14 protein-coding genes and 1 pseudogene are annotated in these 14,071 nt (G+C 65.7%); 12 read left to right on the top strand and 3 right to left on the bottom strand.

Annotation, left to right across the window (positions count from 1 at the left end; all coding sequences use genetic code 11):
- Window positions 1-2 precede the first annotated feature (2 nt).
- Both AC1RQK_RS08310 and AC1RQK_RS08305 read left to right on the top strand, forming a co-directional pair.
- Window positions 3-323 carry a DUF4387 domain-containing protein gene (locus AC1RQK_RS08310; protein ID WP_492375515.1) on the top strand — a complete coding sequence of 107 codons (321 nt, stop codon included), beginning with the start codon at window positions 3-5 and terminating at the stop codon, window positions 321-323.
- Between the two features lie 116 nt (window positions 324-439).
- On the top strand, window positions 440-1,411 hold the full coding sequence (locus AC1RQK_RS08305; RefSeq protein ID WP_492808457.1) for a tripartite tricarboxylate transporter substrate binding protein: 972 nt from the start codon (window positions 440-442) through the stop codon (window positions 1,409-1,411).
- Between the two features lie 18 nt (window positions 1,412-1,429).
- On the opposite strand, the gene AC1RQK_RS08300 is transcribed toward AC1RQK_RS08305, so the two are convergent.
- Entirely contained in the window at window positions 1,430-1,831 is a 402-nt protein-coding gene (locus tag AC1RQK_RS08300; RefSeq protein ID WP_492375517.1) for a hypothetical protein, read from the bottom strand.
- Between the two features lie 304 nt (window positions 1,832-2,135).
- On the opposite strand from AC1RQK_RS08300, the gene AC1RQK_RS08295 reads away from it, so the two are divergent.
- From AC1RQK_RS08295 to AC1RQK_RS08285, 3 genes and pseudogenes are all read left to right on the top strand, one after another.
- Entirely contained in the window at window positions 2,136-2,810 is a 675-nt protein-coding gene (locus tag AC1RQK_RS08295; RefSeq protein WP_492808455.1) for a DUF2325 domain-containing protein, read from the top strand.
- 43 nt (window positions 2,811-2,853) lie between these two features.
- A pseudogene (locus AC1RQK_RS08290) lies at window positions 2,854-3,459 on the top strand (nitroreductase family protein).
- Window positions 3,460-3,633: 174 nt separating this feature from the next.
- Window positions 3,634-4,140 carry a DUF1993 domain-containing protein gene (locus AC1RQK_RS08285; protein ID WP_492375520.1) on the top strand — a complete coding sequence of 169 codons (507 nt, stop codon included), beginning with the start codon at window positions 3,634-3,636 and terminating at the stop codon, window positions 4,138-4,140.
- Window positions 4,141-4,384: 244 nt separating this feature from the next.
- Here the strand turns inward: AC1RQK_RS08285 and AC1RQK_RS08280 are convergent, their stop codons facing one another.
- On the bottom strand, window positions 4,385-5,596 hold the full coding sequence (locus AC1RQK_RS08280; RefSeq protein ID WP_492375521.1) for an MFS transporter: 1,212 nt from the start codon (window positions 5,594-5,596) through the stop codon (window positions 4,385-4,387).
- A 105-nt stretch (window positions 5,597-5,701) separates the two neighbouring features.
- Here AC1RQK_RS08280 and AC1RQK_RS08275 point away from each other — a divergent pair, with 105 nt between their 5' ends.
- The 6 genes from AC1RQK_RS08275 to AC1RQK_RS08250 all read left to right on the top strand — a co-directional run bounded on the left by AC1RQK_RS08275 (window position 5,702) and on the right by AC1RQK_RS08250 (window position 11,550).
- Window positions 5,702-6,607, top strand: coding sequence for a LysR substrate-binding domain-containing protein (locus tag AC1RQK_RS08275; protein ID WP_150983378.1), 906 nt, complete (start codon window positions 5,702-5,704; stop codon window positions 6,605-6,607).
- Window positions 6,608-6,858: 251 nt separating this feature from the next.
- The gene (gene queE, locus AC1RQK_RS08270) at window positions 6,859-7,506 is read left to right on the top strand and encodes a 7-carboxy-7-deazaguanine synthase (RefSeq protein ID WP_492375522.1); all 648 of its coding nucleotides are present in this window, start codon (window positions 6,859-6,861) and stop codon (window positions 7,504-7,506) included.
- Between the two features lie 58 nt (window positions 7,507-7,564).
- Complete coding sequence (gene queD, locus AC1RQK_RS08265) at window positions 7,565-8,041, top strand: 6-carboxytetrahydropterin synthase QueD (RefSeq protein ID WP_006159634.1); 477 nt, start codon at window positions 7,565-7,567, stop codon at window positions 8,039-8,041.
- 22 nt (window positions 8,042-8,063) lie between these two features.
- A complete protein-coding gene (gene tadA / locus AC1RQK_RS08260) occupies window positions 8,064-8,744 on the top strand; it encodes a tRNA adenosine(34) deaminase TadA (RefSeq protein WP_492808451.1) in 681 nt (226 codons plus the stop codon).
- Window positions 8,741-9,709, top strand: coding sequence for a muramoyltetrapeptide carboxypeptidase (ldcA, locus tag AC1RQK_RS08255; RefSeq protein ID WP_492808449.1), 969 nt, complete (start codon window positions 8,741-8,743; stop codon window positions 9,707-9,709). The genes tadA and ldcA overlap by 4 nt, the downstream gene beginning before the upstream one ends.
- A 230-nt stretch (window positions 9,710-9,939) precedes the next feature.
- A complete protein-coding gene (locus AC1RQK_RS08250; protein ID WP_492375525.1) occupies window positions 9,940-11,550 on the top strand; it encodes an ABC-F family ATPase in 1,611 nt (536 codons plus the stop codon).
- Window positions 11,551-11,673: 123 nt separating this feature from the next.
- Here AC1RQK_RS08250 and AC1RQK_RS08245 read toward each other — a convergent pair whose 3' ends face one another.
- Complete coding sequence (locus AC1RQK_RS08245; protein ID WP_492808446.1) at window positions 11,674-12,288, bottom strand: hypothetical protein; 615 nt, start codon at window positions 12,286-12,288, stop codon at window positions 11,674-11,676.
- A 215-nt stretch (window positions 12,289-12,503) separates the two neighbouring features.
- On the opposite strand from AC1RQK_RS08245, the gene AC1RQK_RS08240 reads away from it, so the two are divergent.
- A complete protein-coding gene (locus tag AC1RQK_RS08240; RefSeq protein ID WP_183031158.1) occupies window positions 12,504-13,937 on the top strand; it encodes an aldehyde dehydrogenase family protein in 1,434 nt (477 codons plus the stop codon).
- Window positions 13,938-14,071 lie beyond the last annotated feature (134 nt).

The following is a 14,071-nucleotide window of genomic DNA, read 5'->3' as shown; positions in this document are numbered from 1 at the left end:
CGATGGCAACGCAAAAACTGCATCAACTCGCCAAGACCATCCGCAGCAAGAACGCGGGGGTCAACAAGATCACCTTCGACATCATCTTTCGCGAGGCGCACGAGTACGAACGCGTCAAGCGCTCGCGCGTGCTGAGCCGGGAAAGCATGGCCGCGCTATATGGGATCCCGGTCGAACGGATCTCCGATTTCGTCGAATACGATCCCGCGTACGCCATCAAGTTCACGATCTATCGCACCCGGCCCAGCGGCAGCGCCGGCGATGGCGACATCTTTGGCGCCCAGCAGTACGCGCCGCTGCTGGACCTTGATATCCCCGTCTAGGCAGGACGTCGCCGGATTCCACGGGACCCCGGGTGGACATCCGGCTCCCGGATCCTGACATCCATGCTGCTCTCCCCATTGCTACCCATTGCTACCCATTGAGACAGGAGCGCCGAATGCGAAAGACGTTAGCCCACATTGCGCTGTTGCTTGCCGCGATGTCCGCGGTAACCATGGTGGCGGCCCAGACCGATGCCAAGGTGCCGCCTTTGATCAGAATTGTCGTGCCGTTTTCGGCGGGCGCGAGCAACGACGTGATCGCGCGTGCGATCGCGCCGGGGCTGGCAAAGCGCCTGGGGACCACGGTCATCGTGGAAAACAAGCCGGGTGCGGCAGGCGTCGTCGGTGCCGATTCGGTTGCCAAGGCGCCACGGGACGGGTCCGTGCTGCTTCTGACGTCGTCCACCTTCCTGACCGCTGCCGCCACCCAGCCGCGCTCGCCCTACGATCCGCTCGCCGCGTTCGCGCCGGTGTCCATGGTCGCCGAGGGGCCGCTGTTGCTGGCGGTCTCGTCCTCGACCCAGATCAGGTCGCCGGCCGAGCTGATCGCGGCAGCGCGCGCGAAGCCGGGCGCGCTGACCTACGGCTCGGCGGGGATCGGTTCGCTGGCGCAGCTGGCGACGGAGTTGCTGTGCGACATCTCGAAAGTCCAGATGATGCATGTCCCGTACAAAGGGGCCTCCAACGCGATGATCGATCTGGCCGCGGGGCAGATCGACGTCATGATGTCCAACTACAGCTCGCTGGTGACGCAGTTGAAGTCCGGCAAGGTACGGGCGCTGGCGGTGACCTCGCAGCGGCCGAACCCGGCGTTTCCCGAATTGCCGTCACTGGCGGCATCGGTGCCAGGCTACGGGATCGAGATCTGGGTCGGTGTCCTCGCACCTGCCGGCACGCCCGCGCCGCTGGTCCAGCGGCTGAACCGCGAGATCAATGAGATCGCTGCGTCGCAGGATGTGCGTGTCGTGCTTGAGCCGGACGGCTCGGCGCCCAAGGCAATGAGTCCGTCCGAATTCGGCGCGCGCATGAGGCAGGATCTTGCGCAGTGGAAGCACATCGCCAGCGACAGGAAGATCGTGGCGGAATGAGGGGCGGGCATAGGCCCCTCAGGCGCCGCCCAGCAAGTCGCGCGCGTTCAGGATCGCGTATGCTATATCCGGCTTTGTCTCCAGGCAACGGCGTATCGCCGCGGGAATCGCCTGCTTGGTCTTGCGGCATAACCCGGTTTGCTCTTCCACCTGGATGTTGATGCCGCGCACCGTGCGCACTTCGTGGATGCTGGGCGTGATCGTCAGCACGATGCCCAGTTGCGCATGCATGCGCTTTTCCATGTCCTTGAGCTCGGCAAGACTCGACAGGCTTTCCAGGCGGGCGATCAATCGCTTTTCCTCTTCCCGGGTCAGCCTCAGAATCCGCATGTCGGATTGCGGGTCGTCCAGCAGCGCTTCGCGACCGCACGTGCAGGCGCCTGGCGGACACTCCTTGCGAATCGGAAAGGGGACGTTCATGTCGTCGAGGCGATATGCGCCTCATCCGGAGGGGGAGGGGATATCTTAAATCAAGAGGCCAACTGGGCGCTGGCCCTTGTTGGGATTGAACCCGACAGGGCCGGCGCGAGCGAAAGCGGCTTGACGTGCGCCCGCAAAGCACAAATCATAGTAATGATTCTCATTTATACTCAAGGAGTCAACAACATCCGGATCTTGGCTCCGCGCCCGCGACCGCCATGCCCGACTTTCACTTGAGGCCTCCCATGCCCGTACTCCACCTCGCCCGCACACCCGCAACGCACGCCGCCAGCGTGCATAGCGCATGACCAAAGCCCAGGACTTCGAATGCCTGGCGCAGGAGCATGGTGTGCTGATGCTGCAATATGGCTACGCGCAGGCGCGCTGCAGTGAACTGCTGGTCACGCAGGCCGCCGAGATCGTGCGCTTGCAGGCTGAGGCCATGCGCCTTCGCGCCGCGGTGATCGTGCGCGACACGGCGCTGGCCTATGCGCGCGAGGATGGTGTCGTGCCGATCCGCCTTGGACGCATGACATGGCTTGGCGGCGGCATTGCGCTGTGGATGCGCCTGCGTGAATGGACGAGCGCGTGCCTTGGCCGTGGGGGGGCGTCGGCAACGCACACCGAACCGGTCGGCGAGAGGGCTAGTCTGCGCGCGAAGTCCGTGCTCTGCGTGGGGCAGGACAAATCGGGTGCCAGCGTCGCGCAGCGCGTGGTGGAGATGGCCGGTGGCCAGTTTCTGCACCACGATGGCGGCGACGCCGCCGATCCTGATGACGGGGAGGCACTGGAAGCCAGCCTGATCGCAGCCGACCTGGTGATCTGCCAGGCAGGCTGCGTCAGCCACAACGCCTATTGGCGCGTGCGGGACCATTGCACGCGTACGGGCAAGCAGTGCGTGCTGGTCGAGCAGCCGCAGGCCATGCAGCTCGTGCGCAGCGCGCAAGCGCCGTCGGCGCAAGCGAGCCACCAGGAATGACTGGCGCGCCGAGCGTGCCATCGAACCCTATGGAGAGGATGTAATGTCTGCCGATATCGATCTGGCCGATCTGGCGCTTTCCGACCCGCAGAAGGTGGCCTTTGACTTCCTGCTGACGCGGCAGTCGCCGTGGCCGCTGGGCGCGCCCGCGCCGTCGCCGAAGGAACTGGACCTGGTGTTCGAGGCGGCCTTGCGGGCGCCGGATCATGGCCAGCTCCAGCCCTGGCGCTTTATTGTGATCCGCGACGAGGCGCGCGCCGCGCTCGGCGAGGTGTTCGTGCGGGCGGCGCGGGCCCGCGACCCGCAGAGCGATGGCGAGCGCTTCCGGGCCAAGGCCATGGCCGTACCGATGCTGATTGCGCTTGGCGTACACGTGGAGCGCGGGCACAAGGTGCCGGAGATCGAGCAGTTGCTGGCAACGGCCGCGGCCACCATGAATATGCTCAACGCCCTGCATATCCTGGGTTACGGCGGCTTCTGGGCAACTGGCCTGAACAGCTATGACGAAAGTGTCCGTTAGGCGCTCGGCCTTGGTGAGGAGGAAACGCTGGTTGGCTTCCTGTATGTCGGCACGCCCAAGGACGCGGTGCGCCCGGCCAGCCGGCCGGCGCCCGAGGGCTTTGTCCGCGAGTGGCGGGGACCGGCCTGAGGCTTCCCGGCCTTCATTCCCGCTCGCCGGTTTGTGCACGCCCGCGGCCCCCAGCGGCCGGCCGGCGAGAAACCGCTGGAAGGTTTATCCTCGCCGTGTCGCGCAACCCGCCGCGGCGCAATTTGCGCGCTGGCGGGATGCCGCGTCTGGCAATCACTACCCAAGGACACCCCCATGTCGCTCTCGATGTATGAAGTATCGATCCCGGCCTTTATCCGGGCTTTCGGCAGCTTGTCGGCCATCCTGGACAAGGGCGCCGCATTCGCGCAGGCGCAGGGCATGGACCCGGCCGACCTGATCCAGACCCGCCTGGTGGCGGACATGGACCCGCTGCCGGCACAGGTGCAGCGCGCCAGCGACAGCGCAAAGGGTTGCGCGGCGCGGCTGGCTGGCATCGAGATGCCGTCCTTTGCCGACACCGAAACCACCTTCCCGGAACTGCAGGAGCGCATCGCCAGGACGGTGGCCTTCCTGAACACCATCCAGCCCGCCCAGCTAGAGGGCAGCGAAACGCGCACCATCGAGCTCAAGCTGCGCCCCGAGCCCGTCACGTTCGACGGCAAGTCCTACTTGCTGGGCTTTGTGCTGCCGAACTTCTATTTTCACGTGACCACGGCTTACGACATCCTGCGCCACAAAGGCGTGCCGGTGGGCAAGCGCGACTACCTCGGCCTGTCCTGATCGAGAGGGCGGCCTTTGCCGGCCGCCCCTGCTGCGCCTATGGCCTTTTTTTACCAAGCAGTACAAATCAGACCATCTAGGATGCCAGCCATGGTGCCGCCGTCGCGCAAGGCGCCAGCCTCGGCGCGGAGCCCGCGCCATGCGGGCCGCCCATCCCGGTCCGTTGGTCAATACCGTGCATACGTTGGTCATCAATATCGGGCTGGCGGCGTGTCCGTGCTGGAACAGGCGTGATGCGCCGGGGTCAGGCCCTGGTGGCGGCCAGCTTGCGCTCGCTCTTGGGGTGTTGCGCCAGCCGGTCCAGCTGGTCCAGCCGCCCGCTCAACACGGTCAGGCCAAGCGCCGCCAGTACCACCAGCGCGCCAATCCACGGCGTATGCATCAGGCCCATATGGGTCACGATCAGCCCGCCTGCCCAGGCCGCGCCGGCAATGCCCAGATTGAACGCGGCGATATTGAGGCCCGATGCCACATCGACGGCACCCGGCGCATAGCGCTCCGCCTGCTTGACCACATAGACCTGCAGCGCCGGCACATTGCCGAAGGCGACGGCGCCCCAGGCCAGCACGGTCACCACCACCAGCCAGCGGTGCGGCGCGGTGAAGGTCAGCGAAAACAGCACGATGGACAGCAGCAGGAACACGATCTTGAGCGCGGCGATGGGGCCGTGGCGGTCGGCCAGGCGGCCGCCCCAGATGTTGCCCGCGGCGACCGATACGCCGTACACCAGCATCACCAGCCCGACCGCGCCGGCGCTGAAGCCCGATACGTCCTGCAGGATGGGGGCGAGGAAGGTGAAGGGGATGAACGAGCCGCCATAGCCGATCGCGGTCTTGGCGTAGACCAGCAGCAGGCGCGGTTCGGCCAGCACCTTGGCCTGTTGCAGCAGCGAGGCAGGGGCGCCATGGCGGATGTTGGCCGGAACGAACATCAGGCTGCCGACGAAGGCGACCAGGCCGAGCGCCGACACCGCGAGGAAGGTCTCGCGCCAGCCGAAATGCTGGCCGATGAAGGTGCCCAGCGGCACGCCGGTGACGAGCGCCACGGTCAGGCCGGTGAACATGATGGCGATGGCGCTCGCGGCCTTTTCCTTCGGCACCAGGCTGGTGGCGATGGTGGAGCCGATCGAGAAGAACACCCCGTGGGCCAGGCCGGTCAGGATACGCGCCAGGATCAGTGATTCGTAGCCGGGCGCCTTCCACGCCAGCAGGTTGCCCAGCGTGAACAGGGCCATCAGCGACAGCAGCAGCGCCTTGCGCGGCAGGCGGCCGGTGAGGGCGGTCAGCACCGGGGCGCCGATGGCCACGCCGAGCGCATAGAGGCTGACCAGCAGGCCGGCCGATGGCAGGGTGATGTGCAGATCGGCGGCGATGGTGGGGATCAGGCCGACGATGACGAATTCGGTGGTCCCGATGGCAAACGCGCTGATGGTCAGCGCGAACAGGGCAATGGGCATGGTGGGCTCCAGGAGCGTCCGGAATTAGGATGGGCGCAGTTTGCCGCAGTCTTTCTTGCTGATTAAGTGGGTGATCTGGATAAGATATTTGATTAGTATTCAACAATGAAGATCACACTCGAAGAACTGCAGGCCTTTGCCACCGTCGTGGACAGCGGCTCCATCACGGCTGCGGCCGAGCAACTGGGGCAAACCGTCTCCGGCATCAGCCGTGCGCTGAGCCGCCTGGAAGACAAGGTGGGCACCACCCTGCTGCACCGGACCACGCGCCGGCTGGCGCTGAGCGAGGAGGGTGAGGCACTGCTGGCCCACGCGCGCGCGATCCTGGCTTCCGTGGAACTGGCGGAGGAGCAGATGGCCGTGCGCCGCCAGCGGCCGGCGGGACGGCTGCGGGTCAACGCGGCATCCCCGTTCATGCTGCACGTGATCGTGCCGCTGATCGGGGAATTCCGCCGGGCGTATCCGGAAATCGAGCTGGAGCTCAATACCAACGACCAGATCATCGACCTGCTCGAACATCGTACCGACGTGGCGATCCGTATCGGCACGCTGCGCGACTCCACCCTGCATGCGCGTGCGCTGGCCAGCAGCCGTGTGCGCGTGCTGGCCAGCCCAGCCTATCTCAAGGCGCGGGGCCGCCCGGAAAGCGTGGCGGACCTTGCCGGCCACAGCCTGATCGGCTTTAACCAGCCCGAGTCGCTCAATCGCTGGCCCTTGCGCGGTGCCGTGGGTGAAGAGGTGCAGATCACGCCGCATCTGTCGGCGTCGAGCGGCGAAACCCTGCGCCAGCTGGCACTGGCGGGCGAGGGCCTGGTCTGCCTGTCGGACTTCATGACCGACGCGGACCGGCGTCGCGGCGACCTGGTGCAGGTGCTGATGGCGCACACCATTGACGAGCGTCAGTCGATCAACGCGGTCTACTACCTCAATACCCAGCTTTCGGCGCGCATCGCCAGCTTCCTGGATTTTGTCGGTGGCAAGCTGCGTGAGGCGGCTTGGGCGCAACTGTAGGCCGGCGCGGGCCATGGGCAGCGCCTGAGCGTGGCCTTGGCAATAGGGGAAATCAAGGAGGCGGCTGGAGCGGATTGCGCTCCTGTGCGAAAATAGCGAGTTCGCCGCAGTTTCCTGGCCAATAGTCTGGCCAAGAGTCGCCACGCGTCGCCAGTTGCCCGCCCGGCATTCGCCGCGCGCCGTGCACCGACTGCCTCACTGCACCGCCCACAGCACTACCTATAAAAGCGATCAGAGCTTTACCAGCCAGCATGACTTACGCCGTCAAGGAAATCTTCTACACACTGCAGGGCGAAGGCGCCAACGCGGGCCGCGCAGCCGTGTTCTGCCGCTTCTCCGGATGCAATCTCTGGAGCGGGCGCGAGGAAGACCGTGCCAGCGCGGTCTGCCAGTTCTGCGACACCGACTTCGTCGGCACCGATGGCACCGAGGGCGGCAAGTACCGCACTGCCGAGGCGCTCGCCGACAAGGTGGCGGCCCAGTGGCCGCAGGCGGTGGATAGCAGCGCCGCCGGGCGTCCGCTAGTGGTCTGCACGGGCGGCGAGCCGCTGCTGCAGCTGGATGCGCCGCTGATCGACGCGCTGCATGCGCGCGGCTTCGAGATCGCCATCGAGACCAATGGCACATTGCCGGTGCCCGAGGGCATCGACTGGGTTTGCGTGAGCCCCAAGATGGGTTCCGAACTGGTGGTGAAGCGCGGCGACGAACTCAAGGTGGTGATCCCGCAGGATGGCCAGGATTTCGCCGCATACGAGCACCTTGATTTCCGCTATTTCCTGGTGCAGGCCATGGATGGCCCGCTGGCACGGCAAAATACCGCGCTGGCGGTGGAGTTCTGCCAGCGCCGCCCGCTCTGGCGCCTTTCGCTGCAGACCCACAAGCTGCTCGGCATCCGGTAGGCAAATCGCGCAAATCGCGCCGGTACGCACCGGCACACCTCGGCACCCATTGGCCCACATGAACAAGCAAGTTTCCATTACCCGCCGGCTGGAGTTCGACTCCGGCCACCGCATTCCCAACCATGGCGGCCAGTGCCGCAACATCCATGGCCACCGCTATCGCCTGGACCTGACGCTGTCGGGCGAGGTGCTGCATCGCGCCGGCGCCTCGGATGAGGGCATGATCCTGGACTTCAGCGATATCAAGGCGCTGGCCACGGAACACCTGGTGTCCAAGTGGGACCACGCCTTCCTGATCCATCGCGGCGATACCGCGCTGCTGAACTTCCTGCAGACCATGGACGGGCACAAGACGGTGGTGCTCGATGCCATCCCGACCGTGGAGAACCTGGCCCAGATCGCCTTCGACATGCTTGCCCCGGTGTTCAAGGATTGCTTCGGGCACCAGTTGCAGCTCACCCGCCTGGTGCTGTTCGAGACCCCGAACTGCTGGGCCGAGGTCAGCGCTGCCTTCAGCCTGCCGGCGCAGGACTGACTCGCCGCATGATGCAGCCGCGATGACCGAGCCGACCCTCCCGCCCGAGGCCAGCCTGGCAAGCCCGGATCTGTCCATGGATCTGGCGCTTGCGCGCGACCGCCGCTATATGCAGGCCGCGCTCGACGAAGCGCGCCTGGCCGAAGCCGCCGGCGAAGTCCCGGTGGGCGCGGTCGTGGTGTGGAACGACACCATCATCGCGCGCGGCCACAACCTGCCGATCCGCTCGGTCGATCCTTCCGCGCACGCTGAAATGCAGGCGCTGCGCGCCGCAGCCCGCGTGATCGGCAACTACCGCATGCCGGAGTGCGAGCTGTACGTGACGCTGGAACCCTGCGTGATGTGCAGCGGCGCGATCCTGCATGCGCGGATTCGCCACGTGGTGTTTGGCGCCACCGATCCCAAGACCGGCGCCGCGGGCAGCGTGCTGAACCTGTTCGAGCAGGCGCAGCTCAATCACCAGACCACCATTGCCGGTGGCGTGATGGCCGACGCGTGCTCGCGCATGCTGAAGGATTTCTTCGGCGGCAGGCGCCGGGCCCAGAAGGCCGCGCAGAAAGCGGCGCAAGAAGCCGTACAAGTAGCCGCACAGGAAGCCGCGCAGGTTGCGGGGACAAGCGATGCGCCTGCCTGCGCGCATTGCGCCGCTGCCGCGCCTGCTGCCTCCACCGACACCGACCCAAGCCAGAACCCCGACGCATGAGCCAGCCCACGCCTACGCCAGCCACCGAAGTCCGCCTGATCGCGTCTTCCGGCTATCCGCACGACGTCGCCATCGCCGCGCGCGGCTGCGCCTGGCTCAAGGGGCAGGGCTTTCATGTCGGCAACCCGGATGTGCTGGCGCGCCGCTACCTGCGTTTTGGCGGCAGCGATGCCGAACGGCTGGCCGATCTGCATGCCATCGGCACCGGCGCGCCGCACGAGCTGACGCTGGCTGTGCGCGGCGGCTACGGTATCGCACGGCTGCTGGAGCAGGTGGACTTTGCCCGCATCGCCGAGCAGGCGCGCGCGAGCCAGACGCCCATCGTCGGCCACAGCGATTTCACGGCCTTCCAGCTGGCGTACCTGGCGGCCACCGGTGGCGTCACCTTTGCCGGCCCGATGCTGCTGGCGGATTTTGGCGCGGACGTGGTCGACCCGTTCATGTGGCAGCACTTCAGCGGCGTGCTGCGAGATCCGGCGTACACCATCGACGTGGATGCGCCGCAGGCTGGCGGGCAGCCTTTTTCGGGCGCGTTGGCGGGCACGCTGTGGGGCGGCAACATGGCGATGCTGTGCAGCTTGCTGGGTACGCCGTTCATGCCGGCGGTGCAGGGCGGCATCCTGTTCCTGGAAGACGTCAACGAGCCGCCTTACCGGGTCGAGCGCATGCTGCTGCAGCTGGACCAGGCTGGCGTGCTTGGCGCCCAGCGCGCGATCCTGCTGGGCGACTTTTCCAATTACCGCGTGACGGATTACGACAACGGCTATGACCTGCCTGCCGTGGTGGCGTACATGCAGGAGCGCCTGTCGGTACCGGTCCTCACCGGCCTGCCGTTCGGCCACTGCCCGCGCAAGTTGACCCTGCCAGTGGGAGGGCAGGCGCAGTTGAGCGCACGCGCGGATGGATTTTCGCTGTCGCTGTCGGGTTACCCGGTGTTGAAAGCGGCGCCTTGCGCCCACATCTGAGGCTTATCGCTTCGTTCCTTTGCCCGCCAGTGGTAAAATCGCGGGTTGTTTCCCGAATTCCCTGCCCGGGCCCCGCGCCAACGCGCCACCAGGTCGCCATGCCTGGCTTTGCGCCGTCCACGCAGCTAAGCAAATCAAGCGATTAGCCATTTGCACAGCCATCAGCAGGGCGGCAGCCCGAGGCAAGCGCGGCAAGTCCCGCGCCTCATCATTCATACAAGGTCCCAGACGTGCTTTCTACCGCAAACATCACCATGCAGTTCGGCCCCAAGCCGTTGTTCGAGAATATCTCGGTCAAGTTCGGCGAGGGCAACCGCTACGGCTTGATCGGCGCGAACGGTTGCGGCAAGTCCACCTTCATGAAGATCCTCGGCGGGGACCTCGAGCAGTCCGCCGGCACCGTCATGCTGGAGCCTGGCGTGCGCCTGGGCAAGCTGCGCCAGGACCAGTTCGCCTATGAAGACATGCGCGTGCTGGACGTGGTCATGATGGGCCACACCGAGATGTGGGCCGCCGCCGCCGAGCGCGACGCGATCTACGCTAACCCGGAAGCCACCGACGAAGACTACATGAAGGCCGCCGAGCTGGAGGCCAAGTATGCCGAGTACGACGGCTACACGGCCGAAGCGCGCGCCGGCGAGCTGCTGCTGGGCGTGGGCATCCCCACCGACCAGCATCAGGGCACCATGAGCAACGTGGCGCCGGGCTGGAAGCTGCGCGTGCTGCTGGCGCAGGCCCTGTTCTCGAACCCGGACGTGCTGCTGCTCGACGAGCCGACCAATAACCTCGACATCAATACGATCCGCTGGCTGGAACAAGTGCTCAACGAGCGCAATTCCACCATGATCATCATCTCCCACGATCGCCACTTCCTGAACTCCGTGTGCACGCACATGGCCGACATGGACTACGGCACGCTCAAGGTCTACCCGGGCAACTACGACGACTACATGGAAGCCTCCATGCAGGCGCGCGAGCGCCAGCTGGCGGCCAATACGCGCGCCAAGGAGCGCATCGGCGAGCTGCAGGACTTCGTGCGCCGCTTCTCGGCCAACAAGTCCAAGGCCCGCCAGGCCACCTCGCGCCTGAAGCAGATCGACAAGATCAAGGTCGAGGACATCAAGCCGTCGTCGCGCCAGAACCCGTTCATCCGCTTCGAGTTCGACAAGAAGCTGCACAACCTGGCCGTGGAAGCCGAGGGCGTGACCAAGACCTACGATCGCAAGGTCATCAACAACCTGTCGATCGCGATCCAGGCCGGCGAGCGCGTGGCCATCATTGGCGAAAACGGCGCCGGCAAGACCACCTTGCTGCGCAGCCTGCTGGGCAGCACCGTCAAGGGCGGCGTGGAAGTCGATCGCGGCACCATCAAGTGGGCCGAGAACGCCAATGTCGGCTATATGCCGCAGGACACCTTCGAGGAATTCCCGGTCGACCGCGACCTGATCGACTGGATGAGCCAGTGGACCCAGGCCGGCGACGACGACCAGTCGCTGCGCGGCACGATGGGCCGCCTGCTGTTCTCGGCCGACGACATCAAGAAGTCGGTCAAGGTGCTGTCCGGCGGCGAGAAGGGCCGCATGATCTGGGGCAAGCTGATGCTGGGCCGCCACAATGTGCTGGCGCTCGACGAGCCGACCAACCACATGGACATGGAATCCATCGAATCGCTGCAGATCGCGCTGGACAAGTTCACCGGCACGCTGGTCTTCGTCTCGCACGACCGCGTGTTCGTCAGCGGCCTGGCCACGCGCGTGATCGAAGTGCGCAACGATGGCACGCTGACCGATTACCTGGGTACGTATGACGAGTACCTGGAGTCGCAGGGTATTGACGGCTGAGCCGCTAGCGCCAGCCGAGCCAACAAGAAGGGCCGCCATGTGCGGCCCTTCTTGTTTTTGTGGCCGGGATCCATTGCGGCCACTAAAGGCCACTAAAGGCCACTAAAGGCAACTAAAGGCAACTCAGGCCGATGCATGCCCGTCGTCGCGCACCATCCTGTCGAGCTGGTCGATGATGGCGCCGGCGGTGATCTCCCCTTTGGCCTTGTGCAGGGCGCTGTATAGCGGATCGCGCAGCGCCGCCAGTTCCGCCGGGCTGCCGGCCTTTTCCACCTTGACTTGCAGCAGGTAGCCGCGCAGGCCCAGGTGATGGCCGATGACATCCGTATAGAAGTGATAAAGCTGCTGGTAAGTGCCGCCCGCGGTTTGCGGGGAGGCTGGCGCAGGCAAGGCGTCGTCCCATGACGGTACATTGGCACCACGCATGCCGTACATGGAGAACAGGCTGTCGGCCTTGGCATCGCCATGGCGATCCCCGCTGGCGGGCGGGTTTGCAGGGCTGGCAGCCGCTGCCGCAGGCTGCGGCGCATTCTCCGCGCGGATCAGACCGGCAGCCAGCAGGGCGTCAATGCTCTCCGGCCCGACGCCCATGCCGCCGGTCTGTGCCAGCAGTTCGCTGCGCCGGCGCTCGCCATTGACGATCAGCAGCAAGGCGCGCAGCTTATGGTCCAGCTTGCGCGCGCGCGTGCGGATTTCGTCCTGGCCTTGCTCGGTCTTATGAAAAACCGGGTCGGTCATGTCTCTGTCTCGCTCCATTGTTATAGGCCGGCCGGTGCCGTGCCGTGCGGTAGGCCGCACTTTGCGTCATGCGGCTCGCCGGCCGATTATCGGCACGTTGTTTGGGCTGCTGGCGCGCTGCAAAAAAAAGAGTCGCCAAAGCGCACTACAATGTGATGCACCATAAAAGTAACAAAATTTGCACCCGCCTATTCACCCAACTGAAAACTGTGGCCATGCAACAACGAGACAAACTCTTTATCAACGGTAAGTGGGTTGCCCCGCACGGTACCGGCCTGATCAACGTCATCCACTCCACGACCGAAGCCGTCATGGGCCGCATCCCCGAAGGCCACGCGCGCGACGCCGAGGATGCTATCCAGGCAGCGCGAGCCGCCTTCGACAGCTGGTCGGCCACGCCGCCCAGCGTGCGCGCGGACTATATCCGCAAGATTGCCGAGGGCCTGAAGGCGCGCAGCGAGGAACTGGCGCAACTGATCGCCGGCGAAGTCGGCATGCCGATCAAGATGGCGCGCGCGATTCAGGTGGGCGGCCCGGTCTACAACTGGGCACAGGCTGCCAAGCTGCTCGAGACCTTCGCGTTCGAGGAAGAAGTCGGCAATTCCCTGGTGGTTCGGGAGCCGGTGGGCGTGGTCGCGGCCATTACGCCGTGGAACTACCCGCTCAACCAGATCACGCTGAAAGTGGCGCCGGCGCTGGCCGCGGGCTGCACGGTGGTGCTCAAGCCTTCGGAGGTGGCGCCGCTCAATGCCTTCGTGCTGGCAGAGGTGATTGAAGCCGCCGGGCTGCCACCGGGCGTGTTCAACCTGGTCACCGGCTACGGTCCGGTGGTGGGCGAGGTACTGGCCAGCCACCCGGAAGTCGACATGGTGTCGTTCACGGGTTCCACGCGCGCTGGCAAGCGGGTGTCGGAGCTGGGCGCGCAGAGTGTCAAGCGCGTGGCGCTGGAGCTGGGCGGCAAGTCCGCTTCGGTGATCCTGGACGACGCGGACCTGGCTGCCGCGGTCAAGGGTACCGTTGGCGCCTGTTTCCTCAACTCCGGGCAGACCTGCTCGGCGCATACCCGCATGCTGGTGCCGCGCGCGCGCTACGACGAGGTCAAGGCCATTGCCAAGAAGGTGGTCGAGGGCTATACCGTGGGCGACCCGTTGCTGGAAACCAGCCGCCTCGGCCCGCTGATCTCAGCCGCGCAGAAAGACCGCGTGACCGGCTATATCCAGCGCGGCATCAACGAGGGCGCTGAGCTGGTTGCAGGCGGCCCCGAGGCGCCCGAAGGGCTGGACAAGGGCTTCTTTGTCAAGCCGACGGTGCTGGGCAATGTCGATCCCAAGGCCACGGTGGCGCAGGAAGAGATCTTCGGCCCGGTGCTGTCGATCATCTGCTATGACACCGAGGAAGATGCCGTGCGCATCGCCAACGACAGCATCTACGGGCTGGGCGGCGGCGTGTGGTCGGGCGACGAGGCGCGCGCCATCCGCGTGGCGCGCCGGATCCGCACCGGCCAGGTTGACATCAACGGTGGCCCGTTCAACATGCAGGCGCCGTTTGGCGGCTACAAGCAGTCCGGCAACGGGCGCGAGGCCGGCAAGTACGGGCTCGAGGAATTCCTCGAGTACAAGTCGCTGCAGATGAAGAAGCCGGCTGCCTGAGGCCGGCGGTTGGCGAGGAAAAATGCCCGGCTGGTCCGGGCATTTTTCATGGGTGGGTTCGCTGGCTCGATTCACGTTGGCTGCAGGCATGATTCGGCGATAATGCCGGAGTGCCATTGGCCGGCAAGCGGGAC

Source organism: Cupriavidus sp. GW822-FHT02D05 (genome assembly GCF_058802485.1).
Note: the sequence above shows the minus strand (reverse complement) of the source record. Positions and strands in the feature narration are given on the sequence as shown.

What these genes read in the sequence shown, in the direction of transcription:
- AC1RQK_RS08310 (WP_492375515.1), top strand. Translation starts at nt 3, where the DNA reads ATGGCAACGCAAAAACTGCATCAACTCGCCAAGACCATCCGCAGCAAG.
- AC1RQK_RS08305 (WP_492808457.1), top strand. Translation starts at nt 440, where the DNA reads ATGCGAAAGACGTTAGCCCACATTGCGCTGTTGCTTGCCGCGATGTCC.
- AC1RQK_RS08300 (WP_492375517.1), bottom strand. Translation starts at nt 1,831, where the DNA reads ATGAACGTCCCCTTTCCGATTCGCAAGGAGTGTCCGCCAGGCGCCTGC.
- AC1RQK_RS08295 (WP_492808455.1), top strand. Translation starts at nt 2,136, where the DNA reads ATGACCAAAGCCCAGGACTTCGAATGCCTGGCGCAGGAGCATGGTGTG.
- AC1RQK_RS08285 (WP_492375520.1), top strand. Translation starts at nt 3,634, where the DNA reads ATGTCGCTCTCGATGTATGAAGTATCGATCCCGGCCTTTATCCGGGCT.
- AC1RQK_RS08280 (WP_492375521.1), bottom strand. Translation starts at nt 5,596, where the DNA reads ATGCCCATTGCCCTGTTCGCGCTGACCATCAGCGCGTTTGCCATCGGG.
- AC1RQK_RS08275 (WP_150983378.1), top strand. Translation starts at nt 5,702, where the DNA reads ATGAAGATCACACTCGAAGAACTGCAGGCCTTTGCCACCGTCGTGGAC.
- queE (WP_492375522.1), top strand. Translation starts at nt 6,859, where the DNA reads ATGACTTACGCCGTCAAGGAAATCTTCTACACACTGCAGGGCGAAGGC.
- queD (WP_006159634.1), top strand. Translation starts at nt 7,565, where the DNA reads ATGAACAAGCAAGTTTCCATTACCCGCCGGCTGGAGTTCGACTCCGGC.
- tadA (WP_492808451.1), top strand. Translation starts at nt 8,064, where the DNA reads ATGACCGAGCCGACCCTCCCGCCCGAGGCCAGCCTGGCAAGCCCGGAT.
- ldcA (WP_492808449.1), top strand. Translation starts at nt 8,741, where the DNA reads ATGAGCCAGCCCACGCCTACGCCAGCCACCGAAGTCCGCCTGATCGCG.
- AC1RQK_RS08245 (WP_492808446.1), bottom strand. Translation starts at nt 12,288, where the DNA reads ATGACCGACCCGGTTTTTCATAAGACCGAGCAAGGCCAGGACGAAATC.
- AC1RQK_RS08240 (WP_183031158.1), top strand. Translation starts at nt 12,504, where the DNA reads ATGCAACAACGAGACAAACTCTTTATCAACGGTAAGTGGGTTGCCCCG.